Raw genomic sequence first — 19,697 nt, forward strand, 5'->3', positions numbered from 1 at the left:
GGCGATGGCTGGACTGAGCCACCGCACGCGCTACGCAGTGCTCAACAATCACCGGATCAAGTCGCCAGCGGGGCTGAAACCGCATCGCGTCCGCGCCATAGCGCTGCCCTGGCCTTCATGGCTTGACGAATTTCGCGCCGGTTTCGCCTCGCGCGCCGCCCACGATGATCCGCCGCACCCGCGGTGATTCGCCCTCGCCAAACGTCCCGCGCCCGGCGGCCAACTCGGCCCTGAGACGCGCCAGTGGTTCCGCAAGCGCGGTGCCGAGCGACACGGGCGCGCCGTCCACCTCTGCCTTGGCCGACACCACCGATACGATCCGCGCCGTTTCACCGTCAAAGCTGAATACCGGGGCGCCGCTCGATCCGAAATCAATGTCACAGGACATCACCAGAACCCCCTGTTGCCGCGCCAGAACCCGGCACATTTCCTGTATTGACGGGGCCTCGGAGCGGTCCTTGGCATAGGAGACCACGCCGATCCGACCTCCCTTGACCGGGCGTGCATCGGTCTCGAACGGGATCACCGTCGTGTTCCGGATCGGATGGTGCAGCTCAAGAAGCGCCACATCGTTGCGCACTCGCGCAGTGGCAAGCGCATCGTCATAGCTGTAATCGGGATGGATCACCGCGCGACGGACCCAGCGATAGGCCGAGGCCCGTCCATTGCGCCATCCGGCTAGAAACTCGATCTTGGCATGGTCCACTCGCATGCCACTCTGCTTGTCAAAGAGGCAATGCGCCGCCGTCAGCACCAGGTCGGGCGCGATCAGCGCCCCGGTGCAAAATCCCCTGCCGTCGATATCGAGCCGCCCCACGGCTTCCCAGCCGCGGCTGTCATCGCCCGTGTCCAGCCGTTTAAGGCGCGTATCCTGTGCCTGCCCAATGGTGGCAAGAAAGCTCAGAACCAGTGAAAGCGACAGGATTCGAAACATGTGCACTCCGGTTGGATCAGGTTGGGGCTTGTCCTGCGACTAGCCGGGATATGGGGCGAAATTTGGGCATATCGTCGGCCAATGCCCGTGGTCTTGGGCCGCCTGTCGCCCAATCGAGCAATTCGACCGTGTGAACCACTGGCACATCCGTGCCTGACCCGATCTGCATCATGCAGCCGATATTCCCGGCGGCGATGACATCCGGTGCCTTGGCTTCCAACGTGCGCAGTTTACGCGCTTTGAGCTGCCCGGATATCTCGGGCTGAAGCAGGTTGTATGTGCCTGCCGAGCCGCAACACAAATGGCTGTCGGCGGGTTCCACCACCTCGAATCCAACACGTTTCAACAGGTCCTTGGGGTGCGTTTTGATCTGCTGGCCATGTTGCAGCGAACAGGCCGCATGATAGGCGACGCGCAATGCCTTTTCTTCCCTCTCCGGCACATCCAGCCGGACCAGAATCTCGCTCACATCCATCGCGATTTCGGCCACTCGCGTGGCTTCCTGTGCCAGTGCTTCGTTGCGAAACATATGACCATAATCCTTGACCGTGGTGCCGCACCCGCTCGTATTGATTACCACCGCATCAAGACCCTCGCCATCCATCTCGGCGACCCAAGCACGGATATTCCTTGCCGCCGTGGCATGGCTTTCACCGCTCTTGCCCATATGGTGGGTGAGCGCGCCGCAGCACCCCGCACCCTTGGCGACCACGACTTCACAACCCAGCCGCCGCAACAGGCGGATCGTGGCATCGTTGATATCGGTGTTGAGCGCCTTTTGCGCACAGCCCGTCATCAGCGCCACCCGCATCCGTCGCGCGCCCTCGGGCGCAAAGGTCTGCGGGTCGTCATTGCGGCTCACCGGTGGGATGTCCTTTGGCGCCATGTCAAGCATTGCGCGCAATCGCGCATCGGGGATCAGCCGCCGGAACGGCCGCCCGATCTTCGCTCCCAGCAGGGCAATCCGGAATCGCCCCGGATAGGGCAGGATGCGGGCCAGAACCCAGCGCAAGAGGCGGTCGCCCAAGGGCCGTTTGTAATTCGCCTCGATGTATTCACGCGCATGGTCGACCAGATGCATGTAATGCACGCCGCTGGGACAGGTGGTCATGCAGGCCAGGCAGGAAAGGCAGCGGTCGATATGCTTGACCGTCTTCGCATCTGGAACGCGTTCGTTCTCAAGCATGTCCTTGATCTGGTAGATGCGCCCGCGCGGGCTGTCCAACTCATCACCCAGAACCTGGTAAGTCGGGCAGGTCGCGGTGCAGAACCCGCAATGCACACAGGCCCGCAGGATCTCGTTCGCGCGCTGAATGCCCGGATCGCGCAACTGCTCTTCGGTGAAATTCGTTTGCATTCGCCTTCACGTCCCCATTGCCAGTGACAGACCGAACCACGGTGCTCCCGTCGCCACCGCGCCCGCTGCGGCGCTCCATTTCCTGATATTTGGCAACTGCATGCGCAGCCGCGCCGCCTGCACCGCGGTGGCGATCATCACCACCCAGCCCAGCCATAGGCAAGCAAGCCACGCCAGTGCCAACACGGGCCCTTGTGCCATACCGCGCAGAACCCAGGCCATCACCATCAGGCCGACGACCGAGACGGCTCCGATCAGCACCCGCCCACGCGACGGGCGTGCCCGCACGAGGCCCAGAAAAATCAGCGGCCCAGCCGCGAAAGAAACCAGATAGGTCATAATCAGCGCCATGGTCATCATCCCATCAACCCGGGGTTCAGAATGCCCCTCGGATCGAACCTATCCCGCAAAGCTTGCGAAATCTTTTGGATTGGTGGCACCTCGGGTTGAAACACCGGCAATCGCGTCCGGGTCTCCTCGTCTGCCCGGATCAGCGTCGCGTGGCCATCCAACCGGTCGGGGCGCATGTCCGCCCCCTCCGGTACCAGCGCCCAGACAAGGCCGCCACCCCAATCATATTGTAGCGCCCGCGCACCCATGGCCCGCAGCAAGGCGCCCAGCGTCGCCCCTTGTGTCGGTCGCACCGAATAACGCCATACATCGCCTGCGCGACCATGAAATGCCGCGACGTCCCGCAGCGCGCGCCAATCCCTCGCGATTTCGGCCTTGTCCCGCTCGATCGTCACCTCGCCGAAATCGGCCAACAGGTCGGCCAGCCGCCCGGCCCGGTAGGACACGCTGGCGTCAAACCCTTCGATCCGGATCAATGTCTTCGATGTGCCACTGCTTGTCTCCTCGGACAGATGCGCCGCCCCCGTCACCTCGAAAGGCGATCGGATCGCCGCGCACATCGCTTCGCCCGCGCGGGTCTCGTCCAAACCGCCAAGATGCAGGACCGCCGCCGCCGGCGGCTCGGGCAGAACCTTGAAACTGACCTCGCTCAGAACACCCAGCGTGCCGCGGCTCCCGGCCATCAGCTTGACCAGGTCATAGCCGGTGACGTTCTTCATCACCCGCCCGCCATTCTTGAGAATACGCCCGGTTCCATCGACGAACCGCACCCCCAAAAGGTGGTCCCGACAGGCCCCGGCCTGAATCCGTCTTGGCCCGCTTACATTCGCCGCCACCACGCCACCGATTGTGGGCGCGCCCTTGGTGCCCAGGAGCCCGCGATGATCCATCGGCTCGAAGGGTAGGCGCTGCCCCTCGGCGGCCAGAACCCGTTCGACCTCTGCAACCGGCGTGCCCGCCTTCACCACGAGCGTCAGCGCGCCGGGCTCGTAATCGACAACCCCGCTCAGCCGCGTCAAGGCAAGCGTCGCACCTTCCACGGGCCGCCCCACGGGCCGCGTGCCGCCACCGACGACTCGCAGCGGGCCATCCGCACCCGCGATCATTTCGCTCAGTTCACTTTCGGAAACCGGTTCCATTCTTCATCTGACCCTCAAATACCTCGGGGGGTCCGGGGGGCTGTCCCCCGGGGTGCGATCACGCGGCCCGCCGTCCGGCGGATGCTGTCAGCGGAAACACCTTCGCCGGATTGAGCAGCCATTTCGGGTCGAACACGTCCTTCACCGCCATCTGGATATCAAGATCATCGGGCGCGAACTGATCGAACATCAGGTCGCGCTTTTCGATCCCGACGCCGTGCTCACCGGTCAGGCAGCCGCCCACCTCGACGCAAAGCCTCAGGATATCGGCACCGAATGCCTCGCACAGCTCCAGGTCACCGGGCTTGTTGGCGTCGAACAGGATCAGCGGATGCATGTTTCCGTCGCCCGCGTGAAAGACATTGCCCACGTCCAGTCCATAGTCCTTGGACATTTCCCCGATGCGGCGCAGCACATGGGGCAACTGGCTCACCGGGATCGTGCCGTCGAGACACATGTAATCGTTGATCTGCCCCATCGCGCCAAAGGCCGACTTGCGGCCGAGCCATATCCGCGCGCTCTCTTCGGGCGAGCGGCTCTCACGCAGTTCCACCGGGTTGTGTCTGCGGGCAATCGCGAGGATCACGCCCAACTGCTCGTCGATCTCGGCGTCGCTACCCTCGACCTCGACGATCAGGAGCGCCTCGCAATCGGGGTAGCCGGCATGGGCAAAGGCTTCGGTGGCGCGGATGCAGGGCCGGTCCATGAACTCGATTGCCACTGGCAGGACACCGGCCCTGATGATGTCTGACACGACCTCGCCCGCCACTTCGGAGCTGTCGTAACCCATTAGGACGGGTCGCGCGCCCTCGGGCTTGCGCAATATGCGCAGCGTTGCCTCGGTCACCACACCTAACTGTCCTTCCGAGCCACAAATCAGTCCCAGGAGATCATACCCGCCCGCATCCAGATGCGCGCCGCCGATCTCAATCACCTCGCCATTCATCATCACCATGGTCACGCCCAAAAGGTTGTTGGTGGTGACGCCGTATTTGAGGCAATGTGCCCCGCCGGAATTCATCGCGATATTGCCCGCGATGGCACAGGCGAGCTGCGATGACGGATCGGGCGCGTAAAAGAAATCCTCTTCCTCGACCGCCCCGGTCACACTCAGGTTGGTGCGGCCCGTCTGGACCCGGATGAACCGGTCGTCATAATCGGTCTCGAGAACCTCGGTCATCCGGGCCACACCCAGAATCACGCTGTCGGCCGTGGGCAGCGCCCCACCTGCCAGCGACGTGCCCGCCCCGCGCGGCACGACCGGAACCCCCATCTCGTGACAGATCCGAAGTATATCCGACACCTCTTGGGTCGACGACGGCAATACCACCGCCAGCGGCGCACAGCGATACGCGGTCAGCGCATCGCATTCATAGGCCCGTGTTTCGACCTCTTCGTGGATAACCGCGTCATTTGGCAAGGTTTCCAGCAAGCGGCTGATGAGTTGCGACTTTTTGCCGATGACGTCGATATCGGGTGCGGGCATGTCCATGGCAATCTCCGAGCAATTGGTAAAAAAATATAACCAATTGTCCCGAAAGGCAAGCTCGCAATTCAGTTCCCATAGAAAAAGCGGGTGGGGGCGTTGCGCAATGCCTCGCCCTTGACCAGCCATGCGGTGCCAAAGGCCCAGACGGCCACGGATTCCGCCCAGAAGGTGAAGTGCCATGCCGTGTCCCATGACAGCCCCAGGTCCCGCAAAACCAATTTAAATAGAAAAAGTGCGGCGACCATGGTGAGGATCACGGCGCCACAGGCGCGAAAGAGCCGGTTGCGGCGTAGCTTGTCAGGTGGTGGATCGACCGCGTCGGTACGGGTGAACAAGCAGATGCACATCACCGCGAGCGACGATAGGAAAATCCCTGCCGCGCCGGAATGCAAGGCACCCTGCCAAGCCTCCGATACGATCAACCGGTCAGCGAGTGTGGGCGGCTCATAGCAGGTGATGTCGCAGAGCGTGGGGATGAGGGCCACGCCAAGAGCCGCGACGCCTGCCACGGTCGAAACGCGCCAATCGGTCAGCCACTCGTCGGCTTCCGGGTCGTGCCCATGGTAGGCGATGAGAAAGACGCCGACCCCACCCATGGCGATCACGAAGATGTCGCGCAGCCCGGTAAAGAAAAACCTGGAGATCGAATGCTGCATTGGTACGTCGAACGCCACAACGCCAAGCAGAAGCGCGAAGGGCAGGCAAAAACCGATCAGGCCGATGGCCTTGCGCAACCTGTGCAGGGCTTCTTCGTGCTGGATTGCCTTGCGTTCGAGTTGCGGGCGAGACATCTCTTTCGGTTTCATAGGCGATCCTCCTCGTCTACAGGTTGGGCAATGGGCGGTGTCGTGGCAAGTGGGGAATCCCGGTATCAACACTCTGGGGCAGGTTGAAATGGTGTGGGTGCGGGATGGATCAGGGGACTGTTTCGTAAGCTGATGCTTGCGGGATCAGCTCAAGCGAGGCAGCAATGTGCCTATTGCGGTTACATATCGTGATTGTCCGCCATGCCGCCTTGTTCAACAAGATGGTCCGGAAGTTTGAAATTTTCCGGTTTTGCCAGGGTCGAGTTGTTTTCGTAACACGGCCATTACCACATGACGCTTAACGCAGTATCCGACCGGCACAGTTCATGTCAGGGCAGTTCGTTCAGCACTGAGCGGGCGGCTTCGGCGGGCGATCGGGCCTGCCAGATTGGGCGGCCGACGACGATGTGATCGGCGCCGTCGGCGATTGCCTGGCCGGGGGTGGCGACGCGTTTCTGATCGCCCAGCGCCGCGCCTGCCGGACGCACGCCGGGGGTGACGATAAGCCGATCCCGGGCCTGTGGCAGGGCGCGGATGAGTGCGGCCTCCTGTGGCGAGGCGATCACGCCGTCGGCCCCAGCCTCGAAGGCGCGAGCCGCGCGTTCGGTTACCAGATCGCGGATATCGCCGGATTTCATCAACCCGGCATCAAGATCGGCCCGGTCGAGTGAGGTGAGGATCGTGACGGCCAGGATTTTCAAATCTTTGCCCGCCGCCCCCTCGCAGGCCGCGCGCACGACGTGCGGATCGCCATGCACGGTGAGAAAATCGAGATTAAATTGTGCGAGTCCGCGCACCGCGTTTTCGACCGTGGCGCCGATGTCGAAAAGCTTCATGTCGAGGAAGATACGCTTGCCATGTTCTTGCTTGAGTTCGCCCGCGAGTGCGAGCCCGCCAGTGGTGAGCATGCCCAATCCGATCTTGTAGAACGAAACTACGTCACCCAATGCTTCGGCCAGTTGCAGCCCTTCGAGTGCATTGGGTAGGTCGAGAGCGACGATCAGGCGGTCATCGGCGGTGCGTTCAGTCGCGGTGGTGGGCATTGGGGACTCCGTGTTCGGCTCATGGCTTCATAGGGCGTGGGGGTCATCGGGGCAAGCCAGCTCGCCTAGGTTGGGCGTTGTCGCTCAGGTCTGCTCGATCAGGAAATTTTCGTGTGGCTCAATATCGCACATGGGCCTGGGCGGCTTTTACGTGTCGAAAAGTGATGCAAAATAGTTCATCCGGTAACGCCAATCTCTGCCAGGTTTTTCCGCGTAGCGGCATGCATGAGGCGAAAGTGGCCTCGAACCGGTCGACCGGGATTGCATTACCGGGTTCGAGCAGGTTTGATGTACAAGGGTGCAGCATCGCATGTGGTTATGCTGGCAAATAACAAGGGGAAGCCCGAAGCGACGATCTTGCAAGTCAGGAGCATAACATACGCGACCGCCTTTGCGATCATGCTGGGCTGGCTTTTGTGGGTTGGACAGCCCGTGCTGTTGCCGGTGATTGCGGCGTTGATTTCGGTCTATATCCTGTCTGCCGCCGCCAACGCGATGGAACGTGTGCCAATGTTGGGGCAGTTTCCGGGCTGGGTGCGCCGGACGATCGTTCTGATCGCCTTTGCCCTTGGCGTTTCGTTGCTGTTCGTCCTGGTGATCAACAACCTCGCGCAAGTGGCGACGGCGCTTATCCGTTACGAAGAGAACCTCTATGCCCTGGCAACGCGGGCCGTGGGGCTTCTTGGCGTCGAGGACGAGCCGACATGGGCCAATCTGCGACGCGTGACGCTGGACGAGCTCGACATGCGCGCATGGATCACCCCCGCGCTGTTGTCATTGCGGTCCTTCGGGGTGACGTTGTTTCTGGTGGTTCTTTACGCTGCCTTCTTCATGGCCGAACGCGGTGTGATGGCGCAGAAGCTTGTTCTTGCAATGGGTGGCGAGATCCAGGGGCAGAAGGCGCTTGAGATACTCGATCGGATCAACGATCGGATCGGCGGCTATCTGTTCGTCAAGACGGTGGTGAACATCATTCTTGGCGGGATGTCCTTTGTCATCATGCTGGTTCTGGGGATCGAGTTCGCCCTGTTCTGGGCCGTTCTGATCGCCTTTCTCAACTATATTCCCTATATCGGATCGCTGATCGGGGTGATCTTTCCGGTCTTGCTGAGCCTGGCGCAGTTCGGCACGATCTGGATGGCCAGCGTGGTTCTGGTGACCCTGACCTCGGCGCAGGTTTTCGTGGCTGGATATCTCGAACCGCGGATGATGGGCCGGGCGTTCAACCTGAGCCCGTTCGTGGTTCTGTTGGCGCTGGCTTTCTGGAGCACGCTTTGGGGGCTGGCAGGTGCGATCCTTGCGGTACCCCTGACGGCGAGTGCGGTGATCATGCTCAACGAGATGAAGGCTACCCGTCCTTTTGCCATCATGCTCTCGGCCAGTGGCCGGATCTGAACCGGGCTTACGTGACCAGCGGTGCCGGGAAAGGGCCGGGGTGGCGACGATGAGTTGCTGATATATCCTGTGGATAGCTTGGATGCCAAGCATGACTTTCATTCGGGGATTCACGGGAAGGTGTATATCTGTGCGACAATCCGCACATTGCGCCTTGAAGCCCCGCACGCCCCATCCCATTTATCCCTTGAGGTTCCCGAAAGCCCCATGCCTCTCCCGAGGGTGGGCGAAATGGGAAGGCTTGAAAAAGGAGAGAAAGCATGAACTTGGACAAGTTCACCGAACGGTCGCGCGGTTTCATTCAATCGGCACAGACGATCGCGATGCGCGAAGACCATCAGCGGCTCGTTCCCGAGCACCTTCTCAAGGCATTGATGGACGACGATCAGGGGCTGGCGGCCAATCTGATCAAACGTGCGGGTGGCGCGCCCGAACGTGTACGCCAGGCGGTTGACCTGGCCGTCGACAAGTTACCCAAGGTGTCGGGCGATGCCGGTCAGATCTACATGGATGGCCAGTTCGCCAAGGTTCTCGGCGAGGCCGAGAAACTGGCGCAAAAGGCTGGCGACAGTTTCGTCGCGGTCGAGCGTATGCTGATGGCGCTCAACATGGTGAAATCGAAGGCGCGCGAGGCGCTCGAGGCCGGTGCGGTCAATGCGCAGGCCCTGAACGCGGCGATCGAGGACATCCGAAAGGGGCGCACGGCGGATTCCGCCAGCGCCGAAGAGGGCTATGACGCGCTCAAGAAATACGCGCGCGACCTGACCGAAGCGGCGAGAGAGGGCAAGATCGACCCGATCATCGGCCGCGACGAGGAAATTCGCCGCACGATGCAGGTGTTGTCGCGCCGGACCAAGAACAACCCGGTCCTGATCGGTGAGCCCGGCGTGGGTAAGACCGCCATCGCCGAGGGCATGGCGCTGCGCATCATCAATGGTGACGTGCCCGAATCGCTGCGCAACAAGAAGCTCATGGCGCTCGACATGGGCGCGCTGATTGCGGGCGCGAAATATCGCGGCGAATTCGAGGAGCGGCTCAAGGCGGTGCTGAACGAGATCACCGCGGCGGCGGGCGAGATCATCCTGTTCATCGACGAGATGCATACGCTGGTCGGTGCGGGCAAGACGGATGGCGCAATGGATGCGGCCAACCTGATCAAGCCGGCGCTGGCGCGCGGTGAGTTGCATTGTATCGGTGCAACGACGCTGGATGAATACCGCAAGTATGTCGAGAAGGACGCGGCGCTTGCCCGTCGGTTCCAGCCGCTGATCGTCGAGGAACCCACGGTCGAGGACACGATCTCGATCCTGCGTGGTATCAAGGAAAAATACGAACTGCACCATGGCGTGCGGATCGCTGACAGCGCGCTTGTCGCGGCGGCGGAGCTTTCGCACCGTTACATCACCGACCGGTTCCTGCCGGACAAGGCGATCGACCTTGTCGATGAGGCGTCGAGCCGCCTGCGCATGGAAGTAGACAGCAAGCCCGAAGAGCTTGACCAGATTGACCGGCAGATTCTGCAAATGCAGATCGAGGCGGAAGCGCTCAAGAAAGAGGACGATCAGGCGTCGAAAGACCGGCTTGAAACGCTCGAAAAAGAGCTGGCGGGTTTGCAGGATCAATCTGCCGAGATGACCGCCAGATGGCAGGCCGAGCGTGACAAGCTGGCCAGCGCGCGCGATCTCAAGGAACAGCTTGACCGGGCGCGGGCCGAACTGGACATCGCCAAGCGCGAGGGCAACCTCGCGAAGGCCGGTGAGCTCAGCTATGGCGTCATTCCGCAGCTCGAAAAGCAGCTTCTAGAGGCCGAAAAGGCCGAGGATGACGGCGTGATGGTCGAAGAGGCCGTGCGCCCGGAACAGATCGCGAGTGTCGTCGAGCGCTGGACGGGTATTCCCGCGGGCAAGATGCTCGAAGGCGAGCGCGAGAAACTGCTGGGTATGGAAGAGAACCTGCACGCCCGGGTGATCGGCCAGAATACGGCGGTCAAGGCCGTGGCCAATGCGGTGCGTCGGGCGCGCGCGGGGCTCAACGACGAGAACCGGCCGCTGGGTTCGTTCCTGTTCCTGGGGCCGACCGGCGTAGGTAAGACCGAGCTGACCAAGGCGGTGGCCGAGTTCCTCTTTGACGACGACAGCGCGATGGTACGTATCGACATGTCGGAATTCATGGAGAAACATTCGGTCGCCCGCCTGATCGGGGCGCCTCCGGGTTATGTCGGCTATGACGAGGGCGGCGTTCTGACCGAGGCGGTGCGTCGCAGGCCCTATCAGGTGGTGCTGTTCGACGAAGTCGAAAAGGCCCATCCCGAGGTCTTCAACGTGCTGTTGCAAGTGCTGGACGACGGGGTTCTGACCGACGGTCATGGCCGCACGGTGGATTTCAAGCAGACGCTGATCGTGCTGACGTCGAACCTTGGGTCACAGGCGCTGAGCCAACTGCCCGAAGGCGCGGATGCGGCGCAGGCGCAGCGCGACGTGATGGACGCGGTGCGGGCGCATTTCCGGCCCGAGTTTCTCAACCGGCTTGACGACATGATCGTTTTCGACCGGCTGAGCCGGGGCGACATGGGCGCGATCGTCGAGATTCAGATCAAACGCCTGATGAAACGTCTGGTTGGGCGCAAGATCAGGCTCGATCTGGACGCAGCGGCCAAGACATGGTTGGCCGACGAAGGCTATGATCCGGTCTATGGTGCGCGCCCGCTGAAGCGGGTGATCCAGCGCGCGCTTCAGGACCCGCTGGCCGAGGCGATCCTTGCGGGCGATATCCGCGATGGTGCGACGGTTCCGGTCAGCGCCGGGCCTGACGGGCTGATCATCGGGGACCGTGTCGGGGCCAGTAACCGGCCCAAGCCGGATGACGCCGTGGTGCATTGAGCCCCAGGTGACAGGATGTGAAATGACCGCCCGGAGCCGCTTGGCCTCGGGCGGTTTCTTTATGCGGGATCGGACGGGGGCGCGCGGAGCCTAAGCCAGAGCAGGGCACCCAAGGCGATGAGGCAGAGCACGGCCAAAACCCAGATGGCGGGTGCGTAGTCGCCGACGCAACCCACGCTGCGGGTCTCCGCATGCAGCCCGGTGGGGTCAACCCGGCTCTCATACCAGAGGCCCAGCGCGACGATGCCGGAAAACAGCGCGGCCACGGCAAAGTAGATCGGTCGCCCACCCAGTAGCGCCAGCGTGAAGGCCCCGATGATGCCCAGCCCGGGCAGGGTGGTGGCGATGTGGAACAACTCGTCCAGTCCGGTCATGGGGCCATCGGTGGGTGACCAATCGGGGCGTTCGGTGTCACAGACCCCGGCGGCTCGCACAGTGCCAGGCAACGCAAGCAAGAGACCGGCGAGCAGCAGGTGAAACAGGCGGCCGGTTCTCTGACCGACATGGCTAAAGACGGTCAGGATCATTCTTCCTCGAACGGGTCCCATTCCTCTTCGACCTCGGGCAGCGCTTCGGCCTGGGCTTCGGCGGTGATGTCCCGACGGGTCTTGATATCGACGATCCTGGCGTTCGGAAAGACATCGAACACGGCCTGAACGAGCGGGTGGTCGCGGGCTTCGCTTTCGCGCGATACCCTTTCGGCGTTGCGGGTCTCGACGATCGATGGGGTGCCGTTCTCCGAGGTGACAGTGACGGCCCAGCGGTTTCCCGTCCAGCGTTGCAGGGCGGCCCCGAGACGCGAGGCTAGGTCCGATGGCGCGTCGGGCGTCGGCTGGAAGGTGATGCGTCCGGGTTGATAGCTGACCAGCCGCAGATCGGCCTCGACATCCATCAAAAGCTTGCCATCGCGATTGGCGCGGATCAGTTCAAGCACATGGTCGAACGTTGGATAGCGTGCGAGTGCCTGTGCCGAATCCTGTGCCAGTGCGGCAGAGGGGCCGCCGGATCGGCCCGATGTCGAGCGGCCTGAGGACAGGGGCGTATTTGCCTGTCCGTTGCCGCCGCCCGACCCCTGCGGCGGCAGGGGTGCCCCTCGCGTGGGTGGTGGCGGTGGCGGAGTTTCATCGTTGAGCCGCTTTACGAGATCTTCGGGCGTGGGCAGGTCGGCCACATGAGTTAGCCGGATGATCGCCATTTCGGCCGCCATCATCGCGTTGGGGGCCTGGGCCACCTCGTCCAGTGCCTTGAGCAGCATCTGCCACATTCGCGCCAGAACCCTGAGTGGCAACGCCCCGGCCATGGCCTGACCGCGGCTGCGCTCATCGGGCGAGATGGTGGGGTCTTCGGCCGCGTCAGGGGTGATCTTGACCACCGAGACCCAATGGGTGATCTCGGCCAGATCGCGCAGCACCGCCAGCGGATCGGCCCCTTCGGCATATTCCGCCGCAAGCTCGGCCAGCGCACCGGCGGCGTCGCCTTTCATGATCATGTCGAAGAGGTCGAGCACGCGACCGCGGTCGGCCAGCCCCAGCATGGCGCGGACCTGAGTTGCCGTGGTTTCGCCCGCGCCATGGCTGATCGCCTGATCGAGCAGGGAGGTGGCATCGCGGGCCGATCCTTCGGCGGCGCGGGTGATAAGGGCCAGCGCGTCATCGGCGATCTGCGCTTCTTCGGCGGTTGCGATCCGGCGCAGCATGGCGATCATGTCTTCTGGTTCGATGCGGCGCAGGTCAAAGCGTTGACAGCGCGACAGAACCGTGACCGGCACCTTGCGGATCTCGGTGGTGGCGAAGATGAATTTCACGTGCTCGGGCGGCTCTTCGAGCGTTTTCAACAGCGCGTTGAAAGCGGAGGTGCTGAGCATGTGCACTTCGTCGATGATGTAGATCTTGTAGCGGGCCGAAGCCGCGCGGTAGTGGACGCTCTCGATGATCTCGCGGATGTCGCCGACGCCGGTGCGCGAGGCCGCGTCCATTTCCATCACATCGACATGGCGCCCCTCCATGATCGCCGTACAGTGTTCGCAGACCCCGCATGGATCGGTCGTTGGGCCGCCCGTGCCATCGGGGCCGATGCAGTTCATGCCCTTTGCGATGATTCGTGCGGTCGTGGTTTTGCCGGTGCCGCGAATGCCCGTCATGATGAAGGCCTGCGCGATGCGGTCGGCCATGAACGCGTTCTTGAGCGTGCGTACCATCGCATCCTGACCGACGAGGTCGGCAAAGGTCTCGGGTCGGTACTTGCGGGCGAGAACCTGATAGCCCTTGGTTGTATGTTCGCTCATGGGGCGTGCCGGGATTCGCGTGATGGGTTACGGTCGGCCCCAACCTAGGCCGGGCAGGGCGGCGCGTCCATGGGGAATGGGGCGGTCTTCCGTGCGGTGGTGGTGCGATGGATCGAGGAAGGCAGGTCTTTGTCGCAACACTTGCCCGAATTGACGATGCGATGCGCGTGTTTCCTTGGCAAAGCCGTGCGGATCGGTGCAATCCTTGGGTCAAGCGGGTTTGCCTTGGGGGGAGATCATGCGGCCTGGCCCTGTGTGGTGTGGAGAATACACGCAAATCGATTTTGACGCCGCGCTCGAGGTAGCGACGAGTGGCGGGCTTGCGGATATGTGTCTTGCGATGCGGTTGTGACATGATGGCCGATGCCGAAAAGGGGATGCTGATCTATGCACTTCCGGTGGGCGGTGGCACCTTGGCCATGTCGGCCCTGCCGGGTCGTGGCGGTGACTATGCCGGGGATCTTGGCCTTTTTCGGGAATGGCAGCCCGGGATCGTTCTGACCATGGTGACGGATGCGGAACTGGCCGAAGCTGGGGCGCCGAACCTGGGCACCGATATTCAGGCCATGGCGAGCCGCTGGTTCCATCTGCCGGTGCGTGATTACGGCACGCCCTCGCCTGAAGTCGAAGCTGTATGGCCTGAAGCCAGCCGGGCGGTACGTGCCGCCCTGAAAGGGGGCGGTCGCGTGATCGTGCATTGCAAGGGTGGGTGCGGGCGCTCGGGCATGGCGGTGCTGCGGTTGATGGTGGAAAGCGGCGAAGATCGCTTTGTCGCGCTCAAGCGTTTGCGCAGCCTGTGCAATTGCGCGATCGAAACCAACGCGCAATTGGATTGGGCATTTGGCGGTGAGCCTGACGCGGTTCCGACCGGCCGAGACCGGGCCGGGTAAGCGCCAAGGCACAACCGAATCGACGACGTGCCGCGCGAAAGCTCAGGAAAAATGCATCTATGAGGCGAGCGAGCACTGAAATTGGTCGAAGGTGATGAGCCCATGTGCATGGCTTGGTAAGAAAACATTACCGGACGGCAAAAAAACTGTTTGTTTTCGTAATCCGCTTGCTTAGTAATTGACGCAGGAGATTCAGCCGGGTTTACCTAGCCCTGCGAACAATAAAGAAAACGACAACTCGGAGGAGAATTATGGAACGTCGTAAGTTTTTGAAGGGCGCCGCGCTTGGTGCCGGAGCAACCGCGCTGGCCACACCGGCCCTGGCGCAGGGTGCCAAGCAACTGACCATCGTGTCGACATGGCCGCGTGACTTCCCCGGACTGGGCATCTCGGCCCAGCGTCTGGCCGCGAGGATCGCCGAGCTGTCGGATGGTGCGTTCAACGTGGAATATTTCGCGGCGGGCGAGCGCGTGGGCGCGTTCGACGTGTTCGACGAAGTGGCCAGCGGCAACAGCCAGGCCTATGTCGCTGCGGATTACTACTGGGTCGGCAAGCACCCGGGTTTTGCCTATTTCACCTCGGTGCCGTTCGGCATGACCACGGTCGAGTGGAATGCGTGGATCAAGTATCGCGGCGGTCAGGCGCTCTGGGACGAGCTGGCCGGTGAATTCGGCCTCAAGACGATTCCCTGTGGCGCGACCGGCACGCAGGCCGGTGGCTGGTTCAACAAGGAAATCGAGAGCCCTGATGATTTCAGGGGCCTCAAGATGCGGATTCCGGGCCTTGGCGGCCAGGTCATCTCGAAAATGGGTGGTTCCACCGTGTCGCTCCCGGGTGGTCAGATCTATGAAAACCTCGTTTCGGGCGCCGTTGACGCAACCGAGTGGGTCGGCCCCTATAACGATTACTTCATGAAGTTCTATGAGGCCGCGCAGTACTACTATACCGGCGGGATGCATGAGCCGGGCGGTGGTCTGGGCTTTGGCATGAACCGGGCGTGGTATGACGGTTTGAGCGATTGGGAAAAAGCCGTGATCGAGGCGGCCTGCCTTGAAGAGCACGCCAATTCCTATGAGGAAGCGCAGGCCCTGAACGGCGAATACCTGCAGCGACTCATCGACGAGCAAGGCGTACAGGTGCGCAACTTCAACGACGATGTCTGGGACGGCTTCGGCGAGGCGTCGGCGGAAGTGTTCGAGGAGGTGCGCGACCATTCGGCGCTGGCCAAGAAGATCGACGATGCATTCCAGGCGAACCTTCGGGAAATCGGCAACATGATGGCGCAGTTCGAGATCACCTTCGTGAACCAGCGTAACCGCGTTCTGGGGCTGGGCTAATCCTGACCTGAATGACATGATATGAGAGTGGGGCTCCGGCCCCACTCTTTTTCAATATGTTTGCAGCTCATGCCGCGAGATATGGGGCATGAGCCCCGAGGGGAGGGGATCAATGGTCAAGGCCGAGGCAACTGAGATTCCACGGGTTGGACGGCCTGCGCTTGTGGCGCGGCTTTTCGGTTGGTCGATGCTGGCGGCGCTGGTGGCGTTCCTCATCAACAACCTGCTGGTGGTGTGGTTCGACTATCCCGGCGTTGCGGTGCTGTGGAATGGCGGAGGCGGCGCCGGGGCCTGGCTCAATGTCATGGTCTATGCCGTGTTTTTCGTTGTGAGCTGGGTCTATGTCCTGTCGACGCGCGACGTTTCCCTGCGCTGGGAGGCGCTGCGGGTGCATGGCTTCAATGTCTATCTGGTCCGGGCGCTGTTCTGGTCTGTTTTCCTGGTCGGTGTGGTGGATGTGGCGGTGTCTTTCATGCGCGTCGAGAGCCTGTTGGGCGTATTCGTCGGCGATGAGTTCGCGCGCAACTTTACCAGGCCCACCTGGGTCGGAATCTATGTGCACTTTCCGCTGGTCGTCGCCGGGTTCGTGATCGCGCTGTTTTCGCGGACGCTGGGATTTACATGGCTGACCCTGATGATCGTCACGGCCGAGCTGGGGATCGTGGTTTCGCGTTTTGTGTTTTCCTATGAGCAGGCCTTGATGGCCGATCTGGTGCGCTATTGGTATGCGGCGTTGTTCCTGTTTGCGAGCGCCTATACCCTGTTCGAAGATGGCCATGTGCGCGTCGACGTTCTCTATGCCGGGTTTGCCCAGACCAAGCGGGGCTTTTTCAACGCCTGGGGCACGATACTCCTGGGTTGCTCGACGGCCTGGGTGATCCTTTATATCGGGTTCAACGGCAAGACGTCGATCATCAACTCGCCTTTTTCGAATTTCGAGGTGTCGCAATCCGGAACCAGCGGAATGTTTGTCAAATACCAGATGGCGATGTTCCTCGGTATCTTTGCGATCACCATGCTGATCCAATTCATCAGCTATTTCTTCGAGTCCGTCGCCGACTGGCGGGACGAACCCGGGCGCCGCGAAGCTGCGCCGATCGTGCATTAACGGAAGGCAGACACCGTGGAACTCTATTTTCTCGCTCTTCTGGTCTTTCTCATGGCCTTCGCGCTGGGCTCGGGCTATCCGGTGGCCTTTGCCCTACCCGGTGCGGCGATCATCTCGATCACGGCTGCGGCCGGTGCGGGTTATCTCTTTACCGGATCGACCGATGCCTTTTTCCATTCCGGCGGGCCACAGCAATGGCTGTCGGCAGGGGTGACGAACTTGCGCGGGGTATATTGGGAGGTCGAGCGCGATACGCTGATCGCGATTCCCTTGTTCATTTTCATGGGCATTATGCTGCAACGCTCGAAGATTGCCGAGGACCTGCTGGTTACGATGGCCAAGCTGTTCGGGCCGGTGCCCGGAGGCTTGGGCATTTCGGTGGTCTTTGTGGGCGCGCTTCTGGCAGCGACGACCGGTATCGTCGGTGCAACAGTGGTGGCGATGGGGCTGATCAGTCTGCCCGCCATGCTGCGCAACAAGTATTCGCCCAGCCTTGCCACCGGCACAATTGCGGCCAGCGGCACGCTGGGACAGATCATTCCGCCCTCGATCGTGCTGATCATCCTGGCCGACCAGCTTGCCAGCGCAACCGATCAGGCCGCCACATTGCGCAAGACCCTTTACAACGAGGCAACCGGCGAATTGACGATGCCGTCGATCTTCGGCGTGGGATCGACCAGCGCAGGTGAGATGTTCCTGGGCGCGTTCGTGCCGGGTATTCTCCTGGTTCTGCTGTACATGGCCTATATTCTGGTTTCGGCGATCATCAACCCGAAATCAGCCCCGGCGGTGCGCAGCGAAGAGGGTTTTGACCGGAAATTCTGGAGTCAGGTCGCGCTGACGCTGATCCCGCCGCTGACACTCATTTTCCTGGTTCTTGGGTCGATCATCACCGGGGTTGCCACGGTGAACCAGGCCGGGGCGATCGGGGCGTCGGGTGCGCTCGTCATGGCGGGGTATCGACTGCCGGCCAAGGGGACAAGGCATCTCTACACGCCGGCCATCATGGCGCTGGCGTCGCTCGGGGTCCTGGGGGTTCTGCTCGACAATTACGACATGAACGTCAAGGCGATAGAAACCACGGCGGATGCGACGGGTATCACGCTCGGCGCTATTGCGGCGGCCGTTCTGCTTATGTCGCTGATCTGGTCGGGTTGGCGGGTGTTCAGGATCGAGGCCACCATGCATGGCGTGATGCTTGAGACGGCCAAGACGACAAGCCTCGTCTTCATCATTCTGCTGGGTGCGGCGATGCTGACCGCGGCCTTTCGTGCCTTCGGCGGTGAAGATCTTGTCCGCGAGTTTCTCAACGGGTTGCCGGGCGGGTTCTGGATGCAGTTCATCATCGTGATGCTGGTGATCTTCATCCTTGGCTTCTTCCTTGATTTCATCGAGATCGCGGTTGTCGTGGTGCCGATCGTGGCGCCGATCCTGCTGGCCGATCCGGGCGCAAATATCACTGCTGTGTGGCTGGGGGTCATGGTCGGTCTGAACATCCAGACCTCCTTTCTCACGCCGCCCTTCGGGTTTGCACTGTTCTATCTCAGGGGCGTGGCGCCGCAATCGGTGAAGACCGTGCAGATGTACAAGGGCGTCATCGCCTTCATCATTTTGCAGTTGATCGCGCTGGGTATCGTCGGGTCCTATCCGCCGCTGGTGAATTACCTGCCCAACCGGGTGTCGTTCCTGTCGGATACGGCGCCACCACCGAAGAACCCCAAGCTGCAATATTGCATCGATGAATACACCTTTGAAAAGATGGCAAAGGGCAACGACCTCGCACAGGTGATCGCCAATGCGGAAGCGTTGAACCTGTCGGTTTTGCCCCGGCGGATGCAGAGTGACCTGAGTGACAGTTTCGAAAGCGCCACCGTGGCGCTTGAGGAGATCGAGAAAGCATTCGAGGCCGAAGCGGCGGTGAATGCGGCAGCGGTCGATTATCGACCGCTACAGACCCAGGTGCGCGGAATCGAAAAGGATATCCGCAAGCGCAACGAAAGGGCCGAGGACCTCAGAGTCAGAGCCGGGCGGATGCGCGACGAGGCGCAGGCCGAACGCCGTGCGCGTCTTGAAGCGGAACGTGAACAGTTGTTGGCTGAGGTCGAGGTGCTGCGAACGCAAATCCCTGACCGTTGGGAAGAGGTGCATGACGTCTTTGCCGAACTGACCGATGCGGAACAAGATGCTCGCAACTTGTATCGCCGCAACGCCGATAGCGCGTGGGAAACCCCGGCCGAGGTGCTGCGCATTCTTCAGGCCAATCCAGAGTTCGATGCGCTTGAGGGCGAATTGCGCGACCTGCGCGATGTCATTGAAAACGCCGGGGAAGGCGACCCGTCCGCGATGGAAACGGTCGAGGCGCTGGAGAACAAGTTCGGCGACATGGAAGGGGCGAGCGACGTGCGATCCGCCCTCGGCAGGGCCCGGCGGGCGTTGCGGCCCAACCGCTTTGACGGCGAGAAGGCGCTTGAAGAATATGACGAGGCATTGGCCGAGTTCGATGAGCAAAAGGCATGGCGGGCCGATGCGGCCACGCTCGAACCCGGGCTTCAGGCCTATCTCGACGGGATACGCGGCACGCTGGGTATCCGGTCACAGGACCGGCTGAACCGTGAACAGGCGCTATACATGGCGTCGTGTAACGCGGTTCATCGTGATGTTTCGTTGAACTTCTGACCGCTTTCC

Annotated in this window: 15 protein-coding genes; 6 read left to right on the forward strand and 9 right to left on the reverse strand. The window is 61.9% G+C overall.

Annotated elements, in window-relative coordinates; genetic code table 11:
- Positions 1-115: 115 nt before the first annotated feature.
- The 7 genes from FLO80_RS17515 to pyrF form a co-directional block, all read right to left on the reverse strand.
- Positions 116-934, reverse strand: a complete 819-nt coding sequence (locus FLO80_RS17515; RefSeq protein WP_111364736.1) for a trypsin-like serine peptidase — start codon at positions 932-934, stop codon at positions 116-118.
- A gap of 16 nt (positions 935-950) precedes the next feature.
- Positions 951-2,291, reverse strand: a complete 1,341-nt coding sequence (gene glcF / locus FLO80_RS17520) for a glycolate oxidase subunit GlcF (protein ID WP_111364738.1) — start codon at positions 2,289-2,291, stop codon at positions 951-953.
- Positions 2,292-2,297: 6 nt separating this feature from the next.
- Positions 2,298-2,642, reverse strand: a complete 345-nt coding sequence (locus FLO80_RS17525; protein WP_146611024.1) for a hypothetical protein — start codon at positions 2,640-2,642, stop codon at positions 2,298-2,300.
- 5 nt (positions 2,643-2,647) lie between these two features.
- Complete coding sequence (locus FLO80_RS17530) at positions 2,648-3,781, reverse strand: FAD-binding protein (RefSeq protein WP_111364743.1); 1,134 nt, start codon at positions 3,779-3,781, stop codon at positions 2,648-2,650.
- A 58-nt stretch (positions 3,782-3,839) separates the two neighbouring features.
- On the reverse strand, positions 3,840-5,273 hold the full coding sequence (locus FLO80_RS17535; RefSeq protein ID WP_111364745.1) for an FAD-linked oxidase C-terminal domain-containing protein: 1,434 nt from the start codon (positions 5,271-5,273) through the stop codon (positions 3,840-3,842).
- Positions 5,274-5,335: 62 nt separating this feature from the next.
- Positions 5,336-6,076: a DUF998 domain-containing protein gene (locus FLO80_RS17540; RefSeq protein WP_146611025.1), complete on the reverse strand. Its 741-nt coding sequence runs from the start codon at positions 6,074-6,076 to the stop codon at positions 5,336-5,338.
- Positions 6,077-6,405: 329 nt separating this feature from the next.
- Positions 6,406-7,119 (reverse strand): orotidine-5'-phosphate decarboxylase, encoded by a 714-nt coding sequence (pyrF, locus tag FLO80_RS17545; RefSeq protein WP_111364750.1) that lies wholly within the window; start codon positions 7,117-7,119, stop codon positions 6,406-6,408.
- Between the two features lie 357 nt (positions 7,120-7,476).
- On the opposite strand from pyrF, the gene FLO80_RS17550 reads away from it, so the two are divergent.
- Both FLO80_RS17550 and clpB read left to right on the forward strand, forming a co-directional pair.
- The gene (locus FLO80_RS17550) at positions 7,477-8,514 is read left to right on the forward strand and encodes an AI-2E family transporter (protein WP_246156717.1); all 1,038 of its coding nucleotides are present in this window, start codon (positions 7,477-7,479) and stop codon (positions 8,512-8,514) included.
- A 260-nt stretch (positions 8,515-8,774) separates the two neighbouring features.
- On the forward strand, positions 8,775-11,393 hold the full coding sequence (gene clpB, locus FLO80_RS17555; protein WP_111364753.1) for an ATP-dependent chaperone ClpB: 2,619 nt from the start codon (positions 8,775-8,777) through the stop codon (positions 11,391-11,393).
- A 59-nt stretch (positions 11,394-11,452) separates the two neighbouring features.
- Here the strand turns inward: clpB and FLO80_RS17560 are convergent, their stop codons facing one another.
- Complete coding sequence (locus FLO80_RS17560) at positions 11,453-11,920, reverse strand: hypothetical protein (RefSeq protein ID WP_111364756.1); 468 nt, start codon at positions 11,918-11,920, stop codon at positions 11,453-11,455.
- Positions 11,917-13,677, reverse strand: a complete 1,761-nt coding sequence (locus FLO80_RS17565) for a DNA polymerase III subunit gamma/tau (RefSeq protein WP_111364759.1) — start codon at positions 13,675-13,677, stop codon at positions 11,917-11,919. The genes FLO80_RS17560 and FLO80_RS17565 overlap by 4 nt, the downstream gene beginning before the upstream one ends.
- 356 nt (positions 13,678-14,033) lie before the next feature.
- Between FLO80_RS17565 and FLO80_RS17570 the strand changes: the two genes are divergently transcribed.
- The 4 genes from FLO80_RS17570 (at position 14,034) to FLO80_RS17585 (ending at position 19,688) form a co-directional block, all read left to right on the forward strand.
- Complete coding sequence (locus FLO80_RS17570; RefSeq protein ID WP_111365000.1) at positions 14,034-14,567, forward strand: phosphatase domain-containing putative toxin; 534 nt, start codon at positions 14,034-14,036, stop codon at positions 14,565-14,567.
- Between the two features lie 251 nt (positions 14,568-14,818).
- The gene (locus FLO80_RS17575; protein WP_111364761.1) at positions 14,819-15,904 is read left to right on the forward strand and encodes a TRAP transporter substrate-binding protein; all 1,086 of its coding nucleotides are present in this window, start codon (positions 14,819-14,821) and stop codon (positions 15,902-15,904) included.
- A gap of 112 nt (positions 15,905-16,016) precedes the next feature.
- Complete coding sequence (locus FLO80_RS17580) at positions 16,017-17,012, forward strand: TRAP transporter small permease subunit (RefSeq protein WP_111364764.1); 996 nt, start codon at positions 16,017-16,019, stop codon at positions 17,010-17,012.
- 15 nt (positions 17,013-17,027) lie between these two features.
- The gene (locus FLO80_RS17585; RefSeq protein ID WP_111364767.1) at positions 17,028-19,688 is read left to right on the forward strand and encodes a TRAP transporter large permease subunit; all 2,661 of its coding nucleotides are present in this window, start codon (positions 17,028-17,030) and stop codon (positions 19,686-19,688) included.
- Positions 19,689-19,697: the final 9 nt, after the last annotated feature.

It is taken from the genome of Aquicoccus porphyridii (assembly GCF_008369105.1).
In the GTDB taxonomy this organism is placed as follows: Bacteria; Pseudomonadota; Alphaproteobacteria; order Rhodobacterales; family Rhodobacteraceae; genus Aquicoccus; species Aquicoccus porphyridii.

Excerpts from the sequence above, each read along its gene's own strand:
- FLO80_RS17530 (WP_111364743.1), bottom strand. The coding sequence starts at position 3,781 with ATGGAACCGGTTTCCGAAAGTGAACTGAGCGAAATGATCGCGGGTGCG.
- FLO80_RS17570 (WP_111365000.1), top strand. The coding sequence starts at position 14,034 with ATGGCCGATGCCGAAAAGGGGATGCTGATCTATGCACTTCCGGTGGGC.
- FLO80_RS17540 (WP_146611025.1), bottom strand. The coding sequence starts at position 6,076 with ATGAAACCGAAAGAGATGTCTCGCCCGCAACTCGAACGCAAGGCAATC.
- FLO80_RS17575 (WP_111364761.1), top strand. The coding sequence starts at position 14,819 with ATGGAACGTCGTAAGTTTTTGAAGGGCGCCGCGCTTGGTGCCGGAGCA.
- FLO80_RS17580 (WP_111364764.1), top strand. The coding sequence starts at position 16,017 with ATGGTCAAGGCCGAGGCAACTGAGATTCCACGGGTTGGACGGCCTGCG.
- FLO80_RS17515 (WP_111364736.1), bottom strand. The coding sequence starts at position 934 with ATGTTTCGAATCCTGTCGCTTTCACTGGTTCTGAGCTTTCTTGCCACC.
- FLO80_RS17535 (WP_111364745.1), bottom strand. The coding sequence starts at position 5,273 with ATGGACATGCCCGCACCCGATATCGACGTCATCGGCAAAAAGTCGCAA.
- FLO80_RS17560 (WP_111364756.1), bottom strand. The coding sequence starts at position 11,920 with ATGATCCTGACCGTCTTTAGCCATGTCGGTCAGAGAACCGGCCGCCTG.
- FLO80_RS17525 (WP_146611024.1), bottom strand. The coding sequence starts at position 2,642 with ATGGCGCTGATTATGACCTATCTGGTTTCTTTCGCGGCTGGGCCGCTG.
- FLO80_RS17565 (WP_111364759.1), bottom strand. The coding sequence starts at position 13,677 with ATGAGCGAACATACAACCAAGGGCTATCAGGTTCTCGCCCGCAAGTAC.
- glcF (WP_111364738.1), bottom strand. The coding sequence starts at position 2,291 with ATGCAAACGAATTTCACCGAAGAGCAGTTGCGCGATCCGGGCATTCAG.
- pyrF (WP_111364750.1), bottom strand. The coding sequence starts at position 7,119 with ATGCCCACCACCGCGACTGAACGCACCGCCGATGACCGCCTGATCGTC.
- clpB (WP_111364753.1), top strand. The coding sequence starts at position 8,775 with ATGAACTTGGACAAGTTCACCGAACGGTCGCGCGGTTTCATTCAATCG.